Here is a 16,003-nt window from a genome sequence, read left to right as displayed (position 1 = left end):
GGAGGTGCTTCGCTTGGGGAAGAAAGAGGATGAACGTGAGCAAATCCAATCCTATTTGAAAAAGTATCAGATTGAATCGATTTTCACGGAAGAGGTAATGCCTCATTTAACCCTATACAGGTTTAAGCAAGGTGAATTCATATGCACGCAAGGAGACGCTTCCAATGTGCTCTTCTTCCTTGTAGAAGGTAAGGTTAAGATTCATACGACCTCACAAGAAGGCAAGACACTCGTATTGTCATTTAAAGTCCCCCTAGATGCAATTGGGGATGTTGAATATGCACAGAAGAAAGAATTGCTCAATACGGTTGAAGCTGTATCGCCGGTGTGCATGATTGGTGTTCCTTATCGGATATTGGATCAATATTTGAAGGATAACACACCGTTCTTGCAATTCATGCTTGGCATCATCTCGAAAAAGTTCTATATCAAGTCCAAATCGATGAGTTTTAACTTGATGTATCCAGTAGAGGTGAGGTTCGCGAGTTACTTATTATCGGTTATATATGAAGATAACACGGCAGATCCGGGTGGAAAATTAAAGTTATCGACGCTTACGGATATTGCGAATTTGATTGGAACGAGTTATCGCCACCTGAATCGAGTCATCCACAAATTTAGTGAGGATGGTCTTGTTGAGCGGAGTAAGGGGTACTTACTAATCAAAAAGCGCGATAAACTGCTTGTCCTAGCGAATCACAATATTTATGAAAACAATTAAGAACTAACAAGTGAGGTGTATCAGATGTTATTGGGGCTTCTATTAGCAGGACTGGCAGGGGCACTTGTCAGTCTCCAGAACATATTTAATAGCAAAGTGAATGAACATACAAGCTCTTGGACGACGACAACGCTTGTGCTCGGACTCGGATTTATTGCTTCTTTTACAATTGGTTTTGTATTCGAAGGCATGCAAATGTTCCACTTGCCTAATATGCAGGTATGGTACGCATTTAGTGGGCTAATTGGGATTGGTGTAGTGACATGTATGGTAAGTGGGATTAAGTTGTTAGGACCAACGGTAGGGGTATCCATCTCATTAACTTCACAGCTCGTGACTGCAATGGTCTGGGATTCATTTGGTCTAATGGGGCTTGAACAAGTTCCATTCACGTTAAAAGAGCTGTTTGGTGTCTTGATCATCATAGCTGGAGTTATTCTTTTTAAATGGAACGGAAGTCGTGTTGTAGAAAGTAAGGCAGTATCAAGCACCTAAATTTGTGATTGTCCATGCAGGTCGAAGTGAAACCGCATATGATGTGGAAAAGCATCAAAGGAGGGTTTGACGTGCAAGCAAGGGACAATAGCCATGCCCGAGGAATCGACGTCTCCCACTATCAAGGAACTATTGATTGGGCAAAGGTACGTGCTTCAGGCATCTCTTTTGCTTTTATTAAAGCGACAGAAGGAACGACTTATACAGATTCGAAGCTTGCTGCGAATTTGGCAGGAGCGAAAGCGGCGGGTATTAAAGTTGGCGCTTATCATTTTTGTAGAGCGGGTATACCTGGGGATGCGGAGAAAGAAGCGAATTATTTTATCCAAGTCCTAAATTCACTAGGTGGGATTGCGAAGTGGGATTTACCGCCTGCGCTGGATATCGAGACGACGAATAATGCAACGAATTTAACGCGGACTTGCCAAGCGTGGTTAAGCCGAGTACAAGCTACATGGAATGTGCAGCCGCTCCTCTACACGTACCCGTATTTTGCAAAATCTTACTTGGATGCATCACTTGGTAATGTGCCGCTATGGTACGCGAATTATGGGGTTAATCAGCCGGCAGATGTAGCGGGGTGGACACGTTGGCAGTTTTTACAGTACAGCGACAGCGGGACGGTTCCTGGCATTGTTGGACCTGTTGACATGAATGAATTTGATGGAAGTGAGGATGAGCTTATGGGGTATGAATTGAGTGTGGATGATGCCAATAAAATAATTGCATTCCTATCTGCGGCTTACAATGCAACGTCGATTCCAGCGGCACAAGATGAATTTCATCGGTTAGCGAATGAATTGCGCAAAGCTTCCGGTCAACCTGAACAATAAGATGGATCATAATACGTGATGGATCATAAAAAATCCCCGAGCTGCGAGGTCCTCTCACGGCTGGGGATTTTGCTACGTTATGGGTTCATTAAGTCTTATATAGGGCGTGCAACACGCTGTTTATTCTTATAGTAAACCCACTCTTTAAAGCCGATTTCTTTCAGGCGACTGCGGACAAGCTCCCACTCATCACCAACACGGGACGGAATGTGCGAATCTGATCCGAATGTAATATCGACGCCGTAATGAAGTGCCAGCTCCAGCATCGCATCAGAGGGATACCATCCGCCAACTTCCTTGGTCTTGCCTGAAGTGTTCACTTCAATGGCAAGCTTATGTTCACCTATGATTCGCAGCGTCTCTTCCACAATCGGAGTCTGGATGTCTGAGAAAGCTGGATAGTAAGCCTTCATTGCATCAATGTGCCCGAGAATTTGGAATAGGCCGCTTTGGGCGGATTGTTGAATGAGCGTGTAGTATTCTTCTTTGTGAGCATGTTGCTGCGCTTCACTCAGTGTTTTCCAACGATTGCGATTGAATATACTCACTCCACCTGAGCGGTGGACAGAACCGATGATGTAATCGAATGGGTATTTCTCATATTCCGTTCGATATTGATCTAAATGTTCAGGGAAGAAATCAGATTCAACACCGAGTAGAACATCGATTCTGCCGGCATATTCTTCTTTCAGCTTCAATACCTCTTCAATATAACGAGGAAATTCGGATTTCGCCATCGCAATTTCCGGCCAAGCTTGGTCTTTCTTTTCGGCAAAATAAGGAGAATGATCCGAAATACCGATGACATCCAGACCTTCTCGAATTCCCGCCTCAATATAATCTCGTATATGACCTTTGGCATGACCACAGCGTTCATGATGGGTGTGAATATCAAATTTCATGTGCAGCCCCTCCTCTACTATCATTGTGTACGGTTTGGACTCGTTTATTCGGAGCCGAGAAAGTGGGTCTCTGGCATTCCCTTTAAGTCACGCAAAAATTGCTGCATCGCTGAACTTAAGTAACGTCCAGATTTGTATATAACACCAACTGGGTGGGTAATGTCCATCTCTTCGACTTTAATGATACGCAGCTTGCCGCTTGCATTACGCAAATCGTTCACTGCGGATAACCGCGAAATAATCGAGACACCTAGATTGAGTTCGACCATTCGCTTCACTTCTTCAGATGAGGACAATTCCATCACAACGTTAGGGATAATTTCATAAGCTTTAAAAATATCATCTACAAATTTCCGTGCGGCGGTATCGGTCGATAACATAATGAAAGGTAGACTACGGAGCTTGTCGATGGAAACATGAGTAAGTTGTGATAATGGGTGATCAACTGAGACGATTAATTCAAACGTATCATAATAGAGGACGGCTGCCTCATAGGTTGTATTCTTGTCGGTTAAATAAGCGATTCCGATATCGATGACACCATTCTCAACAGCAGTCATGATCTGCGAGGAAGTCATGGAGTGAATGGTCGTCTTGATCAGTGGATATTCTTCTTGAAAGTAGGATAGAACTCTCGGAAGAATTTGCATGGCAATGGATGCAGTCGTTCCAATATGAATATGTCCTTGTGGAATTTGACTCATGTCAGCTAAGCGTTGTTTGAGTTCCACGACGGTTTGCAATATTTTCTCAGCATGTTCTAGGAAGCATTTCCCGCTGTCCGTTAGCGTCACAGGTTGGTTGCGATCAACGAGTAAGGTGCCGAACTCATCTTCTAAGCTCTTAATTTGAGCAGAAACAGCAGGTTGTGTAAGATTGAGCAGTTCACCTGCCTTACGGAAGCTCATGGTTTTGGAAATGGTGACGAGTGTTTCTAATTGGTTAATGTTCATTTGCAACCCTCCCTGGGCGCTCTTCTTCGGCAAAGTGAAGGTAGAGGTTTTATAGATGAATTTTATCAATATTAAAAATTGTATTAATAAAATGTTATTACTTCCTCATTATACGGGAATGCCCGGTTGCATAGCAATGAATGGTGTGAAAAATTATGAATACTTTATGATTGCAAAATACTCAAATTTGAATATACTAATTTATATAAGACACAAGAAATATATGGAAACGAAGTGGAGGGGAATTCCAGACAATGAATGCGAAAAAGACTGTTATCCCATGGACGGTATTAGGTCTTATGTTGGGACTGCTTCTGGCATCACTAGATCAGACCATTGTATCAACTGCGATGCCGACGATTGTGCAAAAGTTAGGTGGATTTAATAGCTTTATCTGGGTGTTCTCTGCGTATCTGATCGCGAATGTGGTTACGATGCCAATCTTCGGGAAGTTATCTGATATGTATGGTCGTAAGCGGTTTTTCTTGCTAGGTATTGTTATCTTCATGATTGGTTCGGCGCTTTGTGGTAGTGCACAGTCGATGACACAGCTCATCATCTATCGTGCGATTCAAGGATTGGGCGGCGGTGCTTTAATGCCGATTACGTTTGCCATTATATTCGATATTTTCCCGGCCGAGAAGCGGGGGAAGATGCAAGGGCTGTTCGGAGCAGTATTTGGTATTTCCTCTGTGCTTGGACCGATTATCGGAGCTTATTTTACCGATCATGTGCAATGGGAATGGATCTTCTATGTGAACTTACCGTTAGGTGTCATCTCGCTTATCTTGATCTCCCTCTTCTATCACGACAGTCTAGCGCATAAGAAGCAAAGCGTGGATTGGGGAGGAACACTCGTATTTGCAGCCTCGATCCTCTCGTTCATGTTCGCACTTGAGTTAGGCGGAAGAGAGTATCCGTGGGGTTCGTGGCAGATTGTTACGCTCTTCGCAGGGTTTGTGATCGGGATTGCGGTATTCCTCGTCATTGAATCCAAAGTGGCGGAACCGATTGTACCACTGAAATTGTTCAAGAATCGTTTATTCTCTGCGAGCATCTCTACGAATATTTTCTATGGAGGCGTGTTAATCTCTGCTTCATCATATATTCCGCTCTTCGTACAAGGTGTATTTGACGGCAGTGCAACGAATGCAGGGCAGATTCTAACGCCAATGATGCTCGGATTAGTCGTATCAAGTGCGATGGGGGGAATGCTGCTTAGTAAGCTTGCTTATCGCAACATTCTGCTAATCTCAGTCAGTATGATGCTTGTTGCAACGTCACTGCTTGCTACATTATCTGTAAGTTCGGAGCATTGGACGGTTATTGCGTATATGATCTTACTTGGCTTGGGGACGGGGATGTCATTCCCGGTTATCTCGATGACAGCGCTGCATGAAATTGATATTCGCCAGCGCGGCAGTGTGACCTCGCTTGTGACATTCTCTCGTTCGATCGGATCAGCAATTGGCGTTACGATTCTGGGTTCGGCTCAAATGAACTATTTGTTAGACAAAATTAAAGCTATGCCTGGTGGAGCACAATTCGGCAACCTACAAGATGCCAAAATATTGCTGCAGCCTGAAGTGAAGAAGCAGATTCCCCCTGATGTCATGAACCAAATTACAGATGCCCTTGCAGGATCGATTGCGAATGTATTCTTGATTACTGTCTTTATGGTGATTCTAGCTTTCGTCTGTATCTTGTTTATGGGTAAGGCACGGCTCCAAGTGCCTGCAAAAGGTAAAGGTGAACCACAAGCAGGGGAAGCGGAAATGAATATTTAGGAAACCATTTGAACTTCATTACGTAGTGTCTAGTAATTGATTTCAAATGGTTAGGCAGGTGGACGGTTGTGTCGATGAGACTCGTCATTCTCGGTATTCTCATGGAGGGTGAGCGACATCCTTATGATATTCGGCAGACGATGAAAGAAAGAGCGATGCATTACTATATTAAGTATCAGGATGGTTCGCTCTATTATGCGATCGATCAGTTGCATAAGGCTGGCTTTGTGGAGGCACTAGAAGTTGTTCGGGATACAAGTCGTCCAGAGAAGACGATCTATGCGATCACGGATTCGGGAAAAGTGGAATTTGAGAAATTGTTAATGCAACAATTCGAGAATGATAAACCGATCTTTGATCCGATCTATGCGGCGTTATCGTTCTCCAGTTATGGCGATCCCGCGAAGATCATCGATGTACTGAGGCAGAAAGTTCGTGACCAAGAAAGTTACATGGACCGGATGAAACAGGTGTATGAAAGCCATGTCGGGATCGAGCCGCGAGCGGTGCTTTACATGATGACGGGTCGTTATGAGACAGGGATGGCGCGACTTCGTTGGTTAAGAAAGCTATTGCATGATGCAGAAGCGGGATTATTGCAAGAGGTTGGTACGCGATTACTAATTGATGAACGTGAAGAGTAGTTTGAGAAAAAGCAGTGTTCTCACCTTATAGGAGAACACTGCTTTGTTGTTTCGTGTGATTGAACGCGGTCGTAAGCAGGTCCTCGCTGAGCTATCTATTTCAACGGCGAGTTCGTAACTTGCGCATACACCTCGTCAAGATTTGCGCAGACGAGGTCGGGCTGCACGCTCGCGTGCTCGGCGTGCTCGCGCCAGTTGCTCACGGTGGCAACGCCTGTGAGCACGAGGGCAGTGCGGCAGCTGACAGCCGCACCGCCCGCTATATCGGTGATACAGTTGTCACCGATCACCCAGGTGCGCTCTGCTGCCGCACCTAGTCTTGTCATCGCATATCGCATAATGATAGGCGATGGTTTACCGATCACCACCGGCTGTTGACCGGTCGCTTTCTCTATCGACGCGGCAATCGTACCTGCGCCGGGCCATAGTCTGCCATCTGCAGGCAGCAAATGGTCGGGGTTCGTCAGCACGAAGCGTGTACCCGCTTGAATATGAATCGTTGCGGTAGCCAGCTTCTCGTAGCTAAATGAGCGATCAATGCCCTGTACGACGGCATCAGGCGCTTCATCGACAATCTCATAGCCCGCCTCTGTAAGAGCGACTCTTAAACCTTCTTCGCCAATCATATACACGCGGCGACCTATGTTTTCTTCTTGCAAATATTGAACAGTCGCTTGCGCGGAAGTGAAAATATTCGCGGTTTCCACCTCGATATTAAATTTCTTGAGATGTATAGCTACAGCTTCGGGTGTTCGAGAGGAGTTGTTCGTCACCAGTTGAAAAGGATACCCCTCTTCGTACAGCTTCGCAATAAATCGATCAGCCCCATCAATAGGCTCATTTCCCTTATATAACGTTCCATCTAAATCAATAATAAAAGCATGCATCGACTTTAACTCCATTCTCTTAACTAATTCTAGATGTAAGGACAACCTCGGCAATCGGCAGGTTGATTTCAACATTGGTACCTACTTGGAGTATGCTCGTGATCGTCATATTTCCATTATGGGCTTCAATAATTTTATACGAAACCATAAGTCCAAGACCAGTCCCTTTTTCCTTGGTGGAATAAAAAGGTTCGCCAAGTTGCGGAAGTCGTTCAGGTGCAATTCCACAGCCATTATCTTGAACACGTACGAATAATTGCTCATTGCCTTCTGCATAGCCTGCTTGAATGCGAAGTGTACCGCCAGAGGGCATCGCCTCCAAAGCATTTTTAATAATATTAATGAATACTTGTTTGAGTTGATTCTCATCACAAGAGACTAGAGGAAGATCGGGCTCCATCTCGGTAATGACTTCAATTCCGTTCATCAAGGCTTGAAGTTGGAGCAATTCAACTGTTGTTTCTAAGATTCGGCTAAGAGAACGTGGTGCAAAGTACGTCGTCTGAGGCTTAGCTACTAATAAGAATTCATTCACGATAAATTCGATGCGCTGCAATTCTTTTTCCATGATGCCCATGTAACCTTCTTCTTTAGGACTGGTAGCTGGCAATAATTTGAGGAAACCCTTCAAAGCGGTTAAAGGATTGCGAATCTCATGGGCAACACCTGCTGCGAGCTGTCCAACTGCCGATAGTTTGTCCGATTTGCGAAGCAATTCATCCGTTTTGATCTGTTCGGTTACATCTTTAAAGGTGACGACAACCCCGATATGACAACCATCTTCGGTAATTGTCGGAGAGACCATATATTCCGCTGGGAAATATGTACCATCTTTTTTCCAGAATAGGACGTCTTTCACCATTCGGACATAACCGTCTTGTAAGGATTGATACACGGCGCCTTGTTCAAAAGGTATGACAACTCCAGCCTCGTCCGTCTCATGTAAAATTTTATAAGCGTGCTGCTGTAACATTTCATCTGCCGTCCATCCTGTTAAGCCTTCAGCCGTATGGTTCCAGAACGTAATTCGTGCATCTTTATTCATACTAATAATTCCGTCTGTTACAGAGTGCAATAGCATTTGATAGTGACGATGGAGCCGTTCAATTTGTTTCTTATGCTGTCTAATTTCAGTTACATCTTTAAAAATAATATAGAGACCTTCGGTTTTGCTAGATACAACGATAGGAACAAAAGTCACGTTGGTTATAATGGGTTTGCCAGAGCGGTGGCGAAGTGTCAGGTCGAAATGACAGGCATTGCCCTGCAAGGTAGAGTTAAAGTTTTCTTTGACCATAGCAGCATCATCTAAGTTGTAAAGTAAATTGAAGGGAAAGTGTTGAATTTCTTCTCGGGTGAATCCGCACATCTGTTCAAATTGCTGATTCGTCTGCAGTAAATTGCCTAAGGAGTCGACGGAAACAATGGAGTCCACATGAAAATCGAACAAGGACCGATAGCGCTTTTCGTTAGCGGATATACGCTGGAGTAAATAAATCGTAATACAAGCATTTAAACCAATGAGGAAAATGATCAATGCAATTTCTTTGAAATGAATATGACTGAATGTAACACCACTGCTAAAAATGAGGAGTTTGGTAAGCATAGTAAGCGTTGTGATCGTGATCACAAATAGAAGAGTCGTTACGAGAAATGACCATTTACGCGTGCGCTGATCGGAACCGAACATATTATTGAAAGACTCCTTTTATCATGGTTTATTTCCATATTTTATTAAATGATAACAGGTTTCTTAGTACTTTTCGACTATTTTCTATGGACTTTTAATGATGGATTTTGTAAAAATATGCGAGTTCGCGTATACGACGCGCAAATATTCGTTTATAATGTGAGAAAATGATACATATCGAATGTTGAGGAGATCAGTTAGATGAAAGCAGAGTATATTAATCCTTTCTTAGAATCTGCAAGATTTGTCCTCGAGCAGGTTGCTAATGTTCGTCCAACTACGGGTCAATTGACTATTAAAGACATTAAACTCACTGATCATTATATCTGGATTCAAATTGGAATGACCGGACATATGCAAGGCGAAATTGTATTCGGTTTAGCAGAATCTGCTGCTCTTAAAGTTGTATCTGCCATGATGGGCGGTTTTGTACTTGATGAGATGAATGAAATTGGACAAAGTGCGATTTCGGAGCTCAGCAATATGATCTCAGGCAATGCATCAACACTTCTTTATAATCAAGGTGTGAAGGTAGATATTACCCCGCCGGTACTCATTGTTTCGGAACATTCCCACTCTTTTCATGGGAAACAAGCATTGACAGTTCCCCTCATTATGGACGGCATTGGAGAACTAGATATTCAAGTGTTAATCTCGTAGACGGCTGCTAACAAGGTCGTCTATTTTTGTTTTGGATATAGAATGGATAAGTTAAGGTAGAGCTTTTATACAGCGAAAAGAAAAGGATGAGTGTCGTTCATGCAAATTCAGAATAAAGTGATTGTCATTACAGGAGCTTCGAGTGGGATCGGGGCGGAGATGGCCGTGCAAATAGCGGCAAAAGGTGGGATTCCTGTCCTGATCGGACGTGCCGAACATAAACTTAATGAAGTTGCAGCGGGTATCTCGGGCAAACATGGTGTGTATGTGATGGATGTCCGCGATGATGCAGCAGCCCAAGAGACGATGAAACAAATCATTGTGCAATATGGTCGAATCGATATTCTGATTAATAATGCGGGATTCGGCGTATTCACTTCATTCTTGGAATCTCCGATTGAGGAATTCGAAGCGATGATGGATGTGAATTATATGGGGATTGTTCGGTGTACGAAAGCGGTGTTGCCACAGATGATCGCTCGGGGGTCTGGTCATGTAGTGAATATTGCTTCAATCGCAGGTAAGATTGGTACGGCGAAATCGACGGGTTACTCCGCTTCGAAACATGCAGTGCTTGGACTTACGAATGCACTGCGTCAAGAGCTTGCAGGTTCTGGCGTGAAAGTAACGGCAATAAATCCAGGGCCGATTGCAACACCATTCTTCGAGAAAGCCGACCCGACTGGGAATTATGTGAAGAACATTAGCAATTACATGCTAAAGCCTGAAAAAGTCGCGCAGGTTGTCCTTCAAGCGATTGAAAAAGAGCAAGATGAGCGGAACTTGCCGCACATGTTTGCCTTGGGAGCGAAGTTTGCCCAACTATTCCCACGCACGTTTAACCGTATCTCGGTCAAATTTTTAAATAAAAAATAATTCTGAACCAACACTAAGACGTATGCTAATATAGGTGTAAAGTACAAGGGAATGAGGGCCGCTGATGAAGAGAATGTCGATTATCACAATGCTAGTTGCTGTATGCTGGATGCTAATTGGACCCGGGATATCTATTGTTCTTGCCGAAGAAGCTGACATCATCGAATGGGATAAACCGAAGAATGCGATCTATAATCATCTTACTTCACCTATGTTAATGTACAAAAATGAATTGTTCGATGGTGGATTCAGTTTATCGATTAATGGAGTTACACCGAATGAGGCAGATGCTGACTTTGTCGTGTCACAAGCAGGGGAGCTTGGCGCACGAGGCATTGCGAAGGTAAACGGGACGCTTGAAGAGTCTACAAGTTTCGCCGCAATGAATCAGACGATGACTCAAATTGAACTACATAAGGTATATTTAATTGCCCTACATAATCATACATTTGCCAAAATACAGGTTCATAAATTAACGTCCTCCGCAGTTGAATTTAGTTACGTCTTGCAAAAAAATTCATCAACCACACCGATAGAACAGCCGGATAACGGTATTCTGAAGCGAAATATGCCAGAAGGGCAAGTGACGATTCGTGTGGGTGCGAAAGATGTGGATTATGGCTGGGACGTTTATCGCTCAGATAACGGACAAGATTTTGCAATGATTAACAATGGACGACTTCACAAGCCGATTTTCGATGACGAGTCAGCAGGAGCAGGACATGTATATCAATATTATTTTGAAGTGTACGATAGCAATAATGAGATGATCGGGAAGTCGGATCGCATTGAGGTGACGGTAACGGCACCAGTAAAACCGACAACAGAAGTTAAGATGCAAATTGATAACAAGGTTGCAACAGTTAATGGCCAGTCGGTATTGCTTGAAGTCCCTCCGATCATTCAGGATACGCGGACGCTGGTACCGTTTCGTTTCTTAGGGGATGCTTGGGGTGCGGCAATCGAGTGGGATCAAGAGGATCTGATGATTACGTACAAACTCGACGGCATTGTGATTGAGTTATGGATTGGCAAACAGGTTGCACTTGTGAACGGAGAAGAAGTGAAGCTTGATGTAGCACCGATGGTCATCAAAGATCGTGCACTCATTCCAATTCGATTCGTCGCTGAAAATTTAAAGCAGCGTGTGAAATATGTAAAAGAGACGAATGAAGTTATTATTCGTAAATGGTAAGATAGTAGTTAAGCCTGACGATAAGTGTCGTCAGGCTTTATTGTGCTGACGTATTTGTAGAACGAGAGTGAGTCGCTTATAATATAAGGCAAACAGATGAAAGAAATGAGGCAATAACATTGACGAATAGCAAGACATTCGAAGAGCTTGGCATTACGGATAATTGGGTACAAGCCCTTCATAAATTAGAAATTACATCACCTACACCGATTCAGCAAGAAACATTCCCAGTTATTCTAGCTGGAAAAGATATCATTGCACAGTCCCAGACTGGAACAGGAAAGACGCTTGCTTATGTGCTGCCGATATTACAACAAATAGATGCTGCGTCAAAGAATGTACAAGCTGTTGTTCTCGTGCCAACGCGTGAGCTTGGGATGCAGGTTGTTCGAGTGATTGAGCAGTTAGCACAGAAGAGTGAAAGCGGTATTCGTGTACTTGGATTAATTGGCGGCGCGGCGCTGTCCAGACAAGTGGATCGCTTGAAACAAAATCCACACGTTGTTGTGGGGACACCGGGTCGTATTCTAGAGTTGCTTAATATGCGCAAGCTCAGTGTGCATCATGTGAAGACGGCTGTCATTGATGAAGTGGATCAAGTGTTGACGCTAGGATCTGCGCGTGATGTCGATAAAATTTTGAAAAAGATGATGCGTTCGCGTCAATTGTTGTTTTTCTCAGCGACGATTACGGATGATGTGCATCGCGAAGCTGAAAGTCAATTGACTGATCCGGTTCATATTGCAATTAATCCAAGCCAACGTACGGCGGAGACAATTGAACATATGTACTTCGTAACGGATGAACGCAACAAAATGGATACCTTACGTCGCCTTGTTCATTCGTATAAACCAAATTCCGCTATTGTGTTTACGAATGTGACTTCGGATGTTGAAGACACGTTATCTAAGATGAAGTATCTTGGCCTATCCGTAGAATCCCTACATGGTGAAGCGGGTAAAAATGAGCGCGCCCAGGTCATGCAGAACTTTAGAAGCGGGAAATTTAAGTTGTTACTTGCGACAGACGTTGCTGCTCGAGGGCTCGATATTGAAGGTGTGACGCATATTTTCCATTTAGATCCTGCGCCTAATGCTGAATATTATTTGCATCGTGTCGGTCGTACAGGACGTATGGGTAGACAAGGGACGGCTATATCAATTGTAACTCCACCAGAAGTCTGGATTCTTGACAAGTTGGGTAAACAACTTGGTATTCAGATTGAGCCGAAAGAAATGTATGAGGGTAAAGCGGTAGCACCAGGTACAGGTGCGAAAATGCGTGCCACGCGTCAAAGTGCAGAGCGTAAAGTGGCTTCAACTTCGGCTACACCGACAGCTACCTCAACATCAGTGCCAAAAACAGGCGATAAAGCAGTGGTTAAAGGCCAACCTGTAGGCAATGGGAGTCCAGTTAGCGAAAGAAAACCGAAAGCGACAGTAAATCAAACGCAAGCAGCACCGATCAAGAAGAAGAATAAGAAAGAAGAAGCTCGTGAACGTAAGAACAAAGGGGCTCCAAAGTGGCTAAAAGCAAAGGATCAACAAAAGGAATAGTATGAAAAAGCTGCTCCTTGTATTCGTTGTTGTTATTGTCATTCTTCTTCTCGGAGTCTTCGGTTTCATATGGTACATTAAGCCAGCAGAGACACTGAATCTGGACGCGAAGCCGTTCACCATTCAAGATAAGATCAAAGAGGTTGTGCAGTCTCGTAAAATGGAAGTAAAGCTTACGGAGCAGGAAATTAACAGCTTGCTGAAGCAACAGCTTCAAAGCTATACGAGGCTGCCTCATGACATTCGACTTACAGGTGCGAACTTTGATCTGCAAGGTCAAGAGCTTATCATGGACGCCAACGTCATCTGGAAAGATCAGATTCCAGCGAGTGTACAAGTGTATTTCCATGTGTTATGGAACAATGGTGCAATCGTCGTTGAGCATACTTGGACAAAGCTTAAGCAGTGGCATCTGCCTAAAGACTGGATGAACCTGCAGCCGATCACGATTCCAATTGCAAATCAATTACCGAAGATGGTTGCGATTCGCGATGTTGTCTTCGAGGATGACGGGATTGTGTTTAAGTTTAAGTTAGCGTTATAAATAAAGACCGATATTCCTCATGTTAGTCACTGGGGAATATCGGTCTTATTTGTCGTTTACTTCTTCGTGCGTGGAGTGGAGCTGAGGCGATAAATTTCACCTTCTATAACATCACTCGCCTTGTCTAGAAATGCATTAATAAGAGCTAGCTCTTCATCCGTGTACGAAGCGGCAAGATTAATCATTGCTTCATGAAGGGTGTGGTAGGTCTCACTGACATCTTCCTTCTCTTCATAGATGGGTACGATGATGACTTTGCGGCGATCATTGGGATCGTTCTGCCTTTGGACATAGCCATACTTCTCCAGCCGGTCAATTAGCGTCGTGACACTGCCTGTCGCAAGTCCCGTCAATTTGGATAACTCACCTGCAGTAATTGGACCTTTATTTCGAAGAATATCGACAGCAAGAAAGTCATTGTTATATAGACCCAGGGATGAAGCTACGTTCTGCTGATAAAGTACGGTACGACTGCCGAGGCTTCGCATACTGAGCGTAAGATTTTCTTGCAGTTCAGTAGGTTGTTGCCGTTGCTTGATTGACAAAAGAAACCCCTCCTTTTAAGATAAAATATATCTTGATAATCAAGATATTAGAATATCAAGATACTAGATGATCTTATATCTAATGATTTCATTGTATCTAAAAGGTATTAACATTGCAAAAGTGTAATTACGCTTTTACTTGGGGGGAGTGAGAGAGGATGGCAAAGAGTAATAAACAAGGATTAGTCCTTACGGCGTTATTGTTATCCATTCTGATGGCCTCGATGGACAATACAATTGTTGCGACGGCAATTGGAACGATTGTTGGGGACTTAGGTGGGTTCGATCAACTGATGTGGGTGACATCTGCTTACATGGTGGCGGAGATGGCGGGGATGCCGATATTCGGCAAATTGTCTGATATGTATGGTCGTAAACGTTTTTTTGTTTTTGGTATTATCGTGTTTATGGCTGGATCTGCGTTATGTGGAACAGCGGATTCGATCTTGCAATTGAGCATTTATCGTGCGATCCAAGGAATTGGCGGCGGGGCACTCATGCCGATTGCGTTCACGATTATGTTCGACGTTGTACCTCCAGATAAACGAGGGAAAGTAGGCGGGTTGTTTGGGGCTATGTTCGGTTTGTCCAGTATATTTGGACCTCTAGCGGGAGCCTACTTAACTGATTATCTCCATTGGTCTTGGATATTCTATATTAACTTGCCAATCGGCTTGCTTGCACTTGTGTTCATCGCGTTCTTCTATAAAGAGTCCGTCGAACATACGAAGCAGAAGATCGATTACCTAGGTGCTATTACGCTGATTGGCTCCATTGTGTGCATGATGTTTGCCCTTGAGCTTGGCGGCAAAGAATATGCGTGGGATTCGGGTACGATTATCGGGTTGTTCTCGTCATTTGCTATTCTTATGGTCGCATTCGTCTTTATTGAACTCCGAGCGGAAGAACCGATCATCACGTTCAGCATGTTCAAGAATCGGCTTTACTGGACGAGTAATGTGATGGCCATCTTCAGTGGTGCTGCATTCATTACGGCTTCCATCTACATTCCAGTGTTCATTCAGGGTGTTCTTGGTGGTTCGGCAATAAAATCAGGACTCGTCCTACTTCCGATGATGCTTGGGTCAGTTGTAACGGCGGGAGGTGGAGGGGCTTTACTAACTAAATTCAAATATCGCACAATTATGATTCCAACCTTGACGCTTCTTATGATCGGCATGGCACTTCTTACTACCTTAACGACCGATTCGTCGCGATTCATCGTCACGGTATTCATGATTCTGGTCGGTCTAGGTATTGGTTCATCGTTCTCGGTATTAAGCAATGCTGCTATTCATGGGTTTGCAGTTAGACAGCGAGGGTCAGCAAGCTCGACACTGAACTTTAACAGGGAGCTTGGCATGACGCTTGGCATCACGATATTCGGTATGATTCAAAGTCAAATTTTCGCAAAAAAATTGGCTACGATCTTCGGAAGCGGGGGAGAGGCTTCGAATGGCGTTAATCTTATTGATCCGAGCAAAATGTTGACTCCAGACACTAGAAGCAGCATACCTGCTCCTGTTCTAGATAAAATTTCGGAAGCTCTAACCTCATCACTTGTGTACACGTTCGCATGGGCAATTGTACCTGCAGCGATTGCACTGGTCGCAGCATTATTCATGAGTAAGGAAAAATTTGATCCAGCAAGTGAAATGGACGCTTATTCGTCATCACACTAATCGCATAATACCTATAAATAAAAACAAGACCCG

Annotated in this window: 16 protein-coding genes; 11 read left to right on the top strand and 5 right to left on the bottom strand. The window is 43.8% G+C overall.

The annotated features are described in order from the left end of the window. Positions 1-13 precede the first annotated feature (13 nt). The 3 genes from NV379_RS21530 to NV379_RS21520 all read left to right on the top strand — a co-directional run bounded on the left by NV379_RS21530 (position 14) and on the right by NV379_RS21520 (position 2,049). Positions 14-721 carry a Crp/Fnr family transcriptional regulator gene (locus NV379_RS21530; RefSeq protein ID WP_258209408.1) on the top strand — a complete coding sequence of 236 codons (708 nt, stop codon included), beginning with the start codon at positions 14-16 and terminating at the stop codon, positions 719-721. A 24-nt stretch (positions 722-745) separates the two neighbouring features. Then, a complete protein-coding gene (locus NV379_RS21525) occupies positions 746-1,216 on the top strand; it encodes a DMT family transporter (protein ID WP_258209407.1) in 471 nt (156 codons plus the stop codon). A 71-nt stretch (positions 1,217-1,287) separates the two neighbouring features. Continuing rightward, a complete protein-coding gene (locus tag NV379_RS21520) occupies positions 1,288-2,049 on the top strand; it encodes a glycoside hydrolase family 25 protein (protein ID WP_258209406.1) in 762 nt (253 codons plus the stop codon). A 95-nt stretch (positions 2,050-2,144) separates the two neighbouring features. Here the strand turns inward: NV379_RS21520 and NV379_RS21515 are convergent, their stop codons facing one another. After that, positions 2,145-2,951 (bottom strand): histidinol-phosphatase, encoded by an 807-nt coding sequence (locus tag NV379_RS21515; RefSeq protein WP_258209405.1) that lies wholly within the window; start codon positions 2,949-2,951, stop codon positions 2,145-2,147. A 44-nt stretch (positions 2,952-2,995) separates the two neighbouring features. Then, positions 2,996-3,904 carry a LysR family transcriptional regulator gene (locus tag NV379_RS21510; RefSeq protein WP_258209404.1) on the bottom strand — a complete coding sequence of 303 codons (909 nt, stop codon included), beginning with the start codon at positions 3,902-3,904 and terminating at the stop codon, positions 2,996-2,998. A gap of 254 nt (positions 3,905-4,158) precedes the next feature. Between NV379_RS21510 and NV379_RS21505 the strand changes: the two genes are divergently transcribed. Both NV379_RS21505 and NV379_RS21500 read left to right on the top strand, forming a co-directional pair. Continuing rightward, a complete protein-coding gene (locus tag NV379_RS21505) occupies positions 4,159-5,691 on the top strand; it encodes an MDR family MFS transporter (protein ID WP_258209403.1) in 1,533 nt (510 codons plus the stop codon). 74 nt (positions 5,692-5,765) lie between these two features. Next, the gene (locus tag NV379_RS21500; RefSeq protein ID WP_258209525.1) at positions 5,766-6,335 is read left to right on the top strand and encodes a PadR family transcriptional regulator; all 570 of its coding nucleotides are present in this window, start codon (positions 5,766-5,768) and stop codon (positions 6,333-6,335) included. Positions 6,336-6,430: 95 nt separating this feature from the next. On the opposite strand, the gene NV379_RS21495 is transcribed toward NV379_RS21500, so the two are convergent. Beyond that, positions 6,431-7,297 (bottom strand): TIGR01457 family HAD-type hydrolase, encoded by an 867-nt coding sequence (locus NV379_RS21495; protein ID WP_308860317.1) that lies wholly within the window; start codon positions 7,295-7,297, stop codon positions 6,431-6,433. Next, on the bottom strand, positions 7,242-8,912 hold the full coding sequence (locus NV379_RS21490) for a PAS domain-containing sensor histidine kinase (RefSeq protein ID WP_258209402.1): 1,671 nt from the start codon (positions 8,910-8,912) through the stop codon (positions 7,242-7,244). The genes NV379_RS21495 and NV379_RS21490 overlap by 56 nt, the downstream gene beginning before the upstream one ends. Positions 8,913-9,113: 201 nt before the next feature. Between NV379_RS21490 and NV379_RS21485 the strand changes: the two genes are divergently transcribed. The 5 genes from NV379_RS21485 (at position 9,114) to NV379_RS21465 (ending at position 13,743) form a co-directional block, all read left to right on the top strand. Continuing rightward, entirely contained in the window at positions 9,114-9,572 is a 459-nt protein-coding gene (locus NV379_RS21485) for a chemotaxis protein CheX (protein ID WP_258209401.1), read from the top strand. Between the two features lie 99 nt (positions 9,573-9,671). Beyond that, a complete protein-coding gene (locus NV379_RS21480) occupies positions 9,672-10,448 on the top strand; it encodes an SDR family NAD(P)-dependent oxidoreductase (protein ID WP_258209400.1) in 777 nt (258 codons plus the stop codon). A gap of 64 nt (positions 10,449-10,512) precedes the next feature. Beyond that, positions 10,513-11,643, top strand: a complete 1,131-nt coding sequence (locus NV379_RS21475) for a copper amine oxidase N-terminal domain-containing protein (protein ID WP_258209399.1) — start codon at positions 10,513-10,515, stop codon at positions 11,641-11,643. Positions 11,644-11,762: 119 nt separating this feature from the next. Beyond that, positions 11,763-13,199 carry a DEAD/DEAH box helicase gene (locus tag NV379_RS21470; protein ID WP_258209398.1) on the top strand — a complete coding sequence of 479 codons (1,437 nt, stop codon included), beginning with the start codon at positions 11,763-11,765 and terminating at the stop codon, positions 13,197-13,199. Between the two features lies 1 nt (position 13,200). Continuing rightward, positions 13,201-13,743, top strand: coding sequence for a hypothetical protein (locus tag NV379_RS21465; protein ID WP_258209397.1), 543 nt, complete (start codon positions 13,201-13,203; stop codon positions 13,741-13,743). A gap of 56 nt (positions 13,744-13,799) precedes the next feature. Here the strand turns inward: NV379_RS21465 and NV379_RS21460 are convergent, their stop codons facing one another. Next, a complete protein-coding gene (locus NV379_RS21460) occupies positions 13,800-14,288 on the bottom strand; it encodes a MarR family winged helix-turn-helix transcriptional regulator (protein ID WP_373426145.1) in 489 nt (162 codons plus the stop codon). 158 nt (positions 14,289-14,446) lie between these two features. Here NV379_RS21460 and NV379_RS21455 point away from each other — a divergent pair, with 158 nt between their 5' ends. Continuing rightward, positions 14,447-15,970 (top strand): MDR family MFS transporter, encoded by a 1,524-nt coding sequence (locus tag NV379_RS21455; RefSeq protein WP_258209396.1) that lies wholly within the window; start codon positions 14,447-14,449, stop codon positions 15,968-15,970. Positions 15,971-16,003: the final 33 nt, after the last annotated feature.

It is taken from the genome of Paenibacillus radicibacter, from assembly GCF_024721995.1.
Lineage (GTDB): Bacteria > Bacillota > Bacilli > Paenibacillales > NBRC-103111 > Paenibacillus_AM > Paenibacillus_AM radicibacter.
This window is presented reverse-complemented; position numbering and strand designations above follow the sequence as displayed.

What these genes read in the sequence shown, in the direction of transcription:
- NV379_RS21495 (WP_308860317.1), bottom strand. Translation starts at nt 7,297, where the DNA reads ATGTTGAAATCAACCTGCCGATTGCCGAGGTTGTCCTTACATCTAGAA.
- NV379_RS21505 (WP_258209403.1), top strand. Translation starts at nt 4,159, where the DNA reads ATGAATGCGAAAAAGACTGTTATCCCATGGACGGTATTAGGTCTTATG.
- NV379_RS21510 (WP_258209404.1), bottom strand. Translation starts at nt 3,904, where the DNA reads ATGAACATTAACCAATTAGAAACACTCGTCACCATTTCCAAAACCATG.
- NV379_RS21480 (WP_258209400.1), top strand. Translation starts at nt 9,672, where the DNA reads ATGCAAATTCAGAATAAAGTGATTGTCATTACAGGAGCTTCGAGTGGG.
- NV379_RS21500 (WP_258209525.1), top strand. Translation starts at nt 5,766, where the DNA reads ATGAGACTCGTCATTCTCGGTATTCTCATGGAGGGTGAGCGACATCCT.
- NV379_RS21465 (WP_258209397.1), top strand. Translation starts at nt 13,201, where the DNA reads ATGAAAAAGCTGCTCCTTGTATTCGTTGTTGTTATTGTCATTCTTCTT.
- NV379_RS21515 (WP_258209405.1), bottom strand. Translation starts at nt 2,951, where the DNA reads ATGAAATTTGATATTCACACCCATCATGAACGCTGTGGTCATGCCAAA.
- NV379_RS21475 (WP_258209399.1), top strand. Translation starts at nt 10,513, where the DNA reads ATGAAGAGAATGTCGATTATCACAATGCTAGTTGCTGTATGCTGGATG.
- NV379_RS21455 (WP_258209396.1), top strand. Translation starts at nt 14,447, where the DNA reads ATGGCAAAGAGTAATAAACAAGGATTAGTCCTTACGGCGTTATTGTTA.
- NV379_RS21490 (WP_258209402.1), bottom strand. Translation starts at nt 8,912, where the DNA reads ATGTTCGGTTCCGATCAGCGCACGCGTAAATGGTCATTTCTCGTAACG.
- NV379_RS21525 (WP_258209407.1), top strand. Translation starts at nt 746, where the DNA reads ATGTTATTGGGGCTTCTATTAGCAGGACTGGCAGGGGCACTTGTCAGT.
- NV379_RS21485 (WP_258209401.1), top strand. Translation starts at nt 9,114, where the DNA reads ATGAAAGCAGAGTATATTAATCCTTTCTTAGAATCTGCAAGATTTGTC.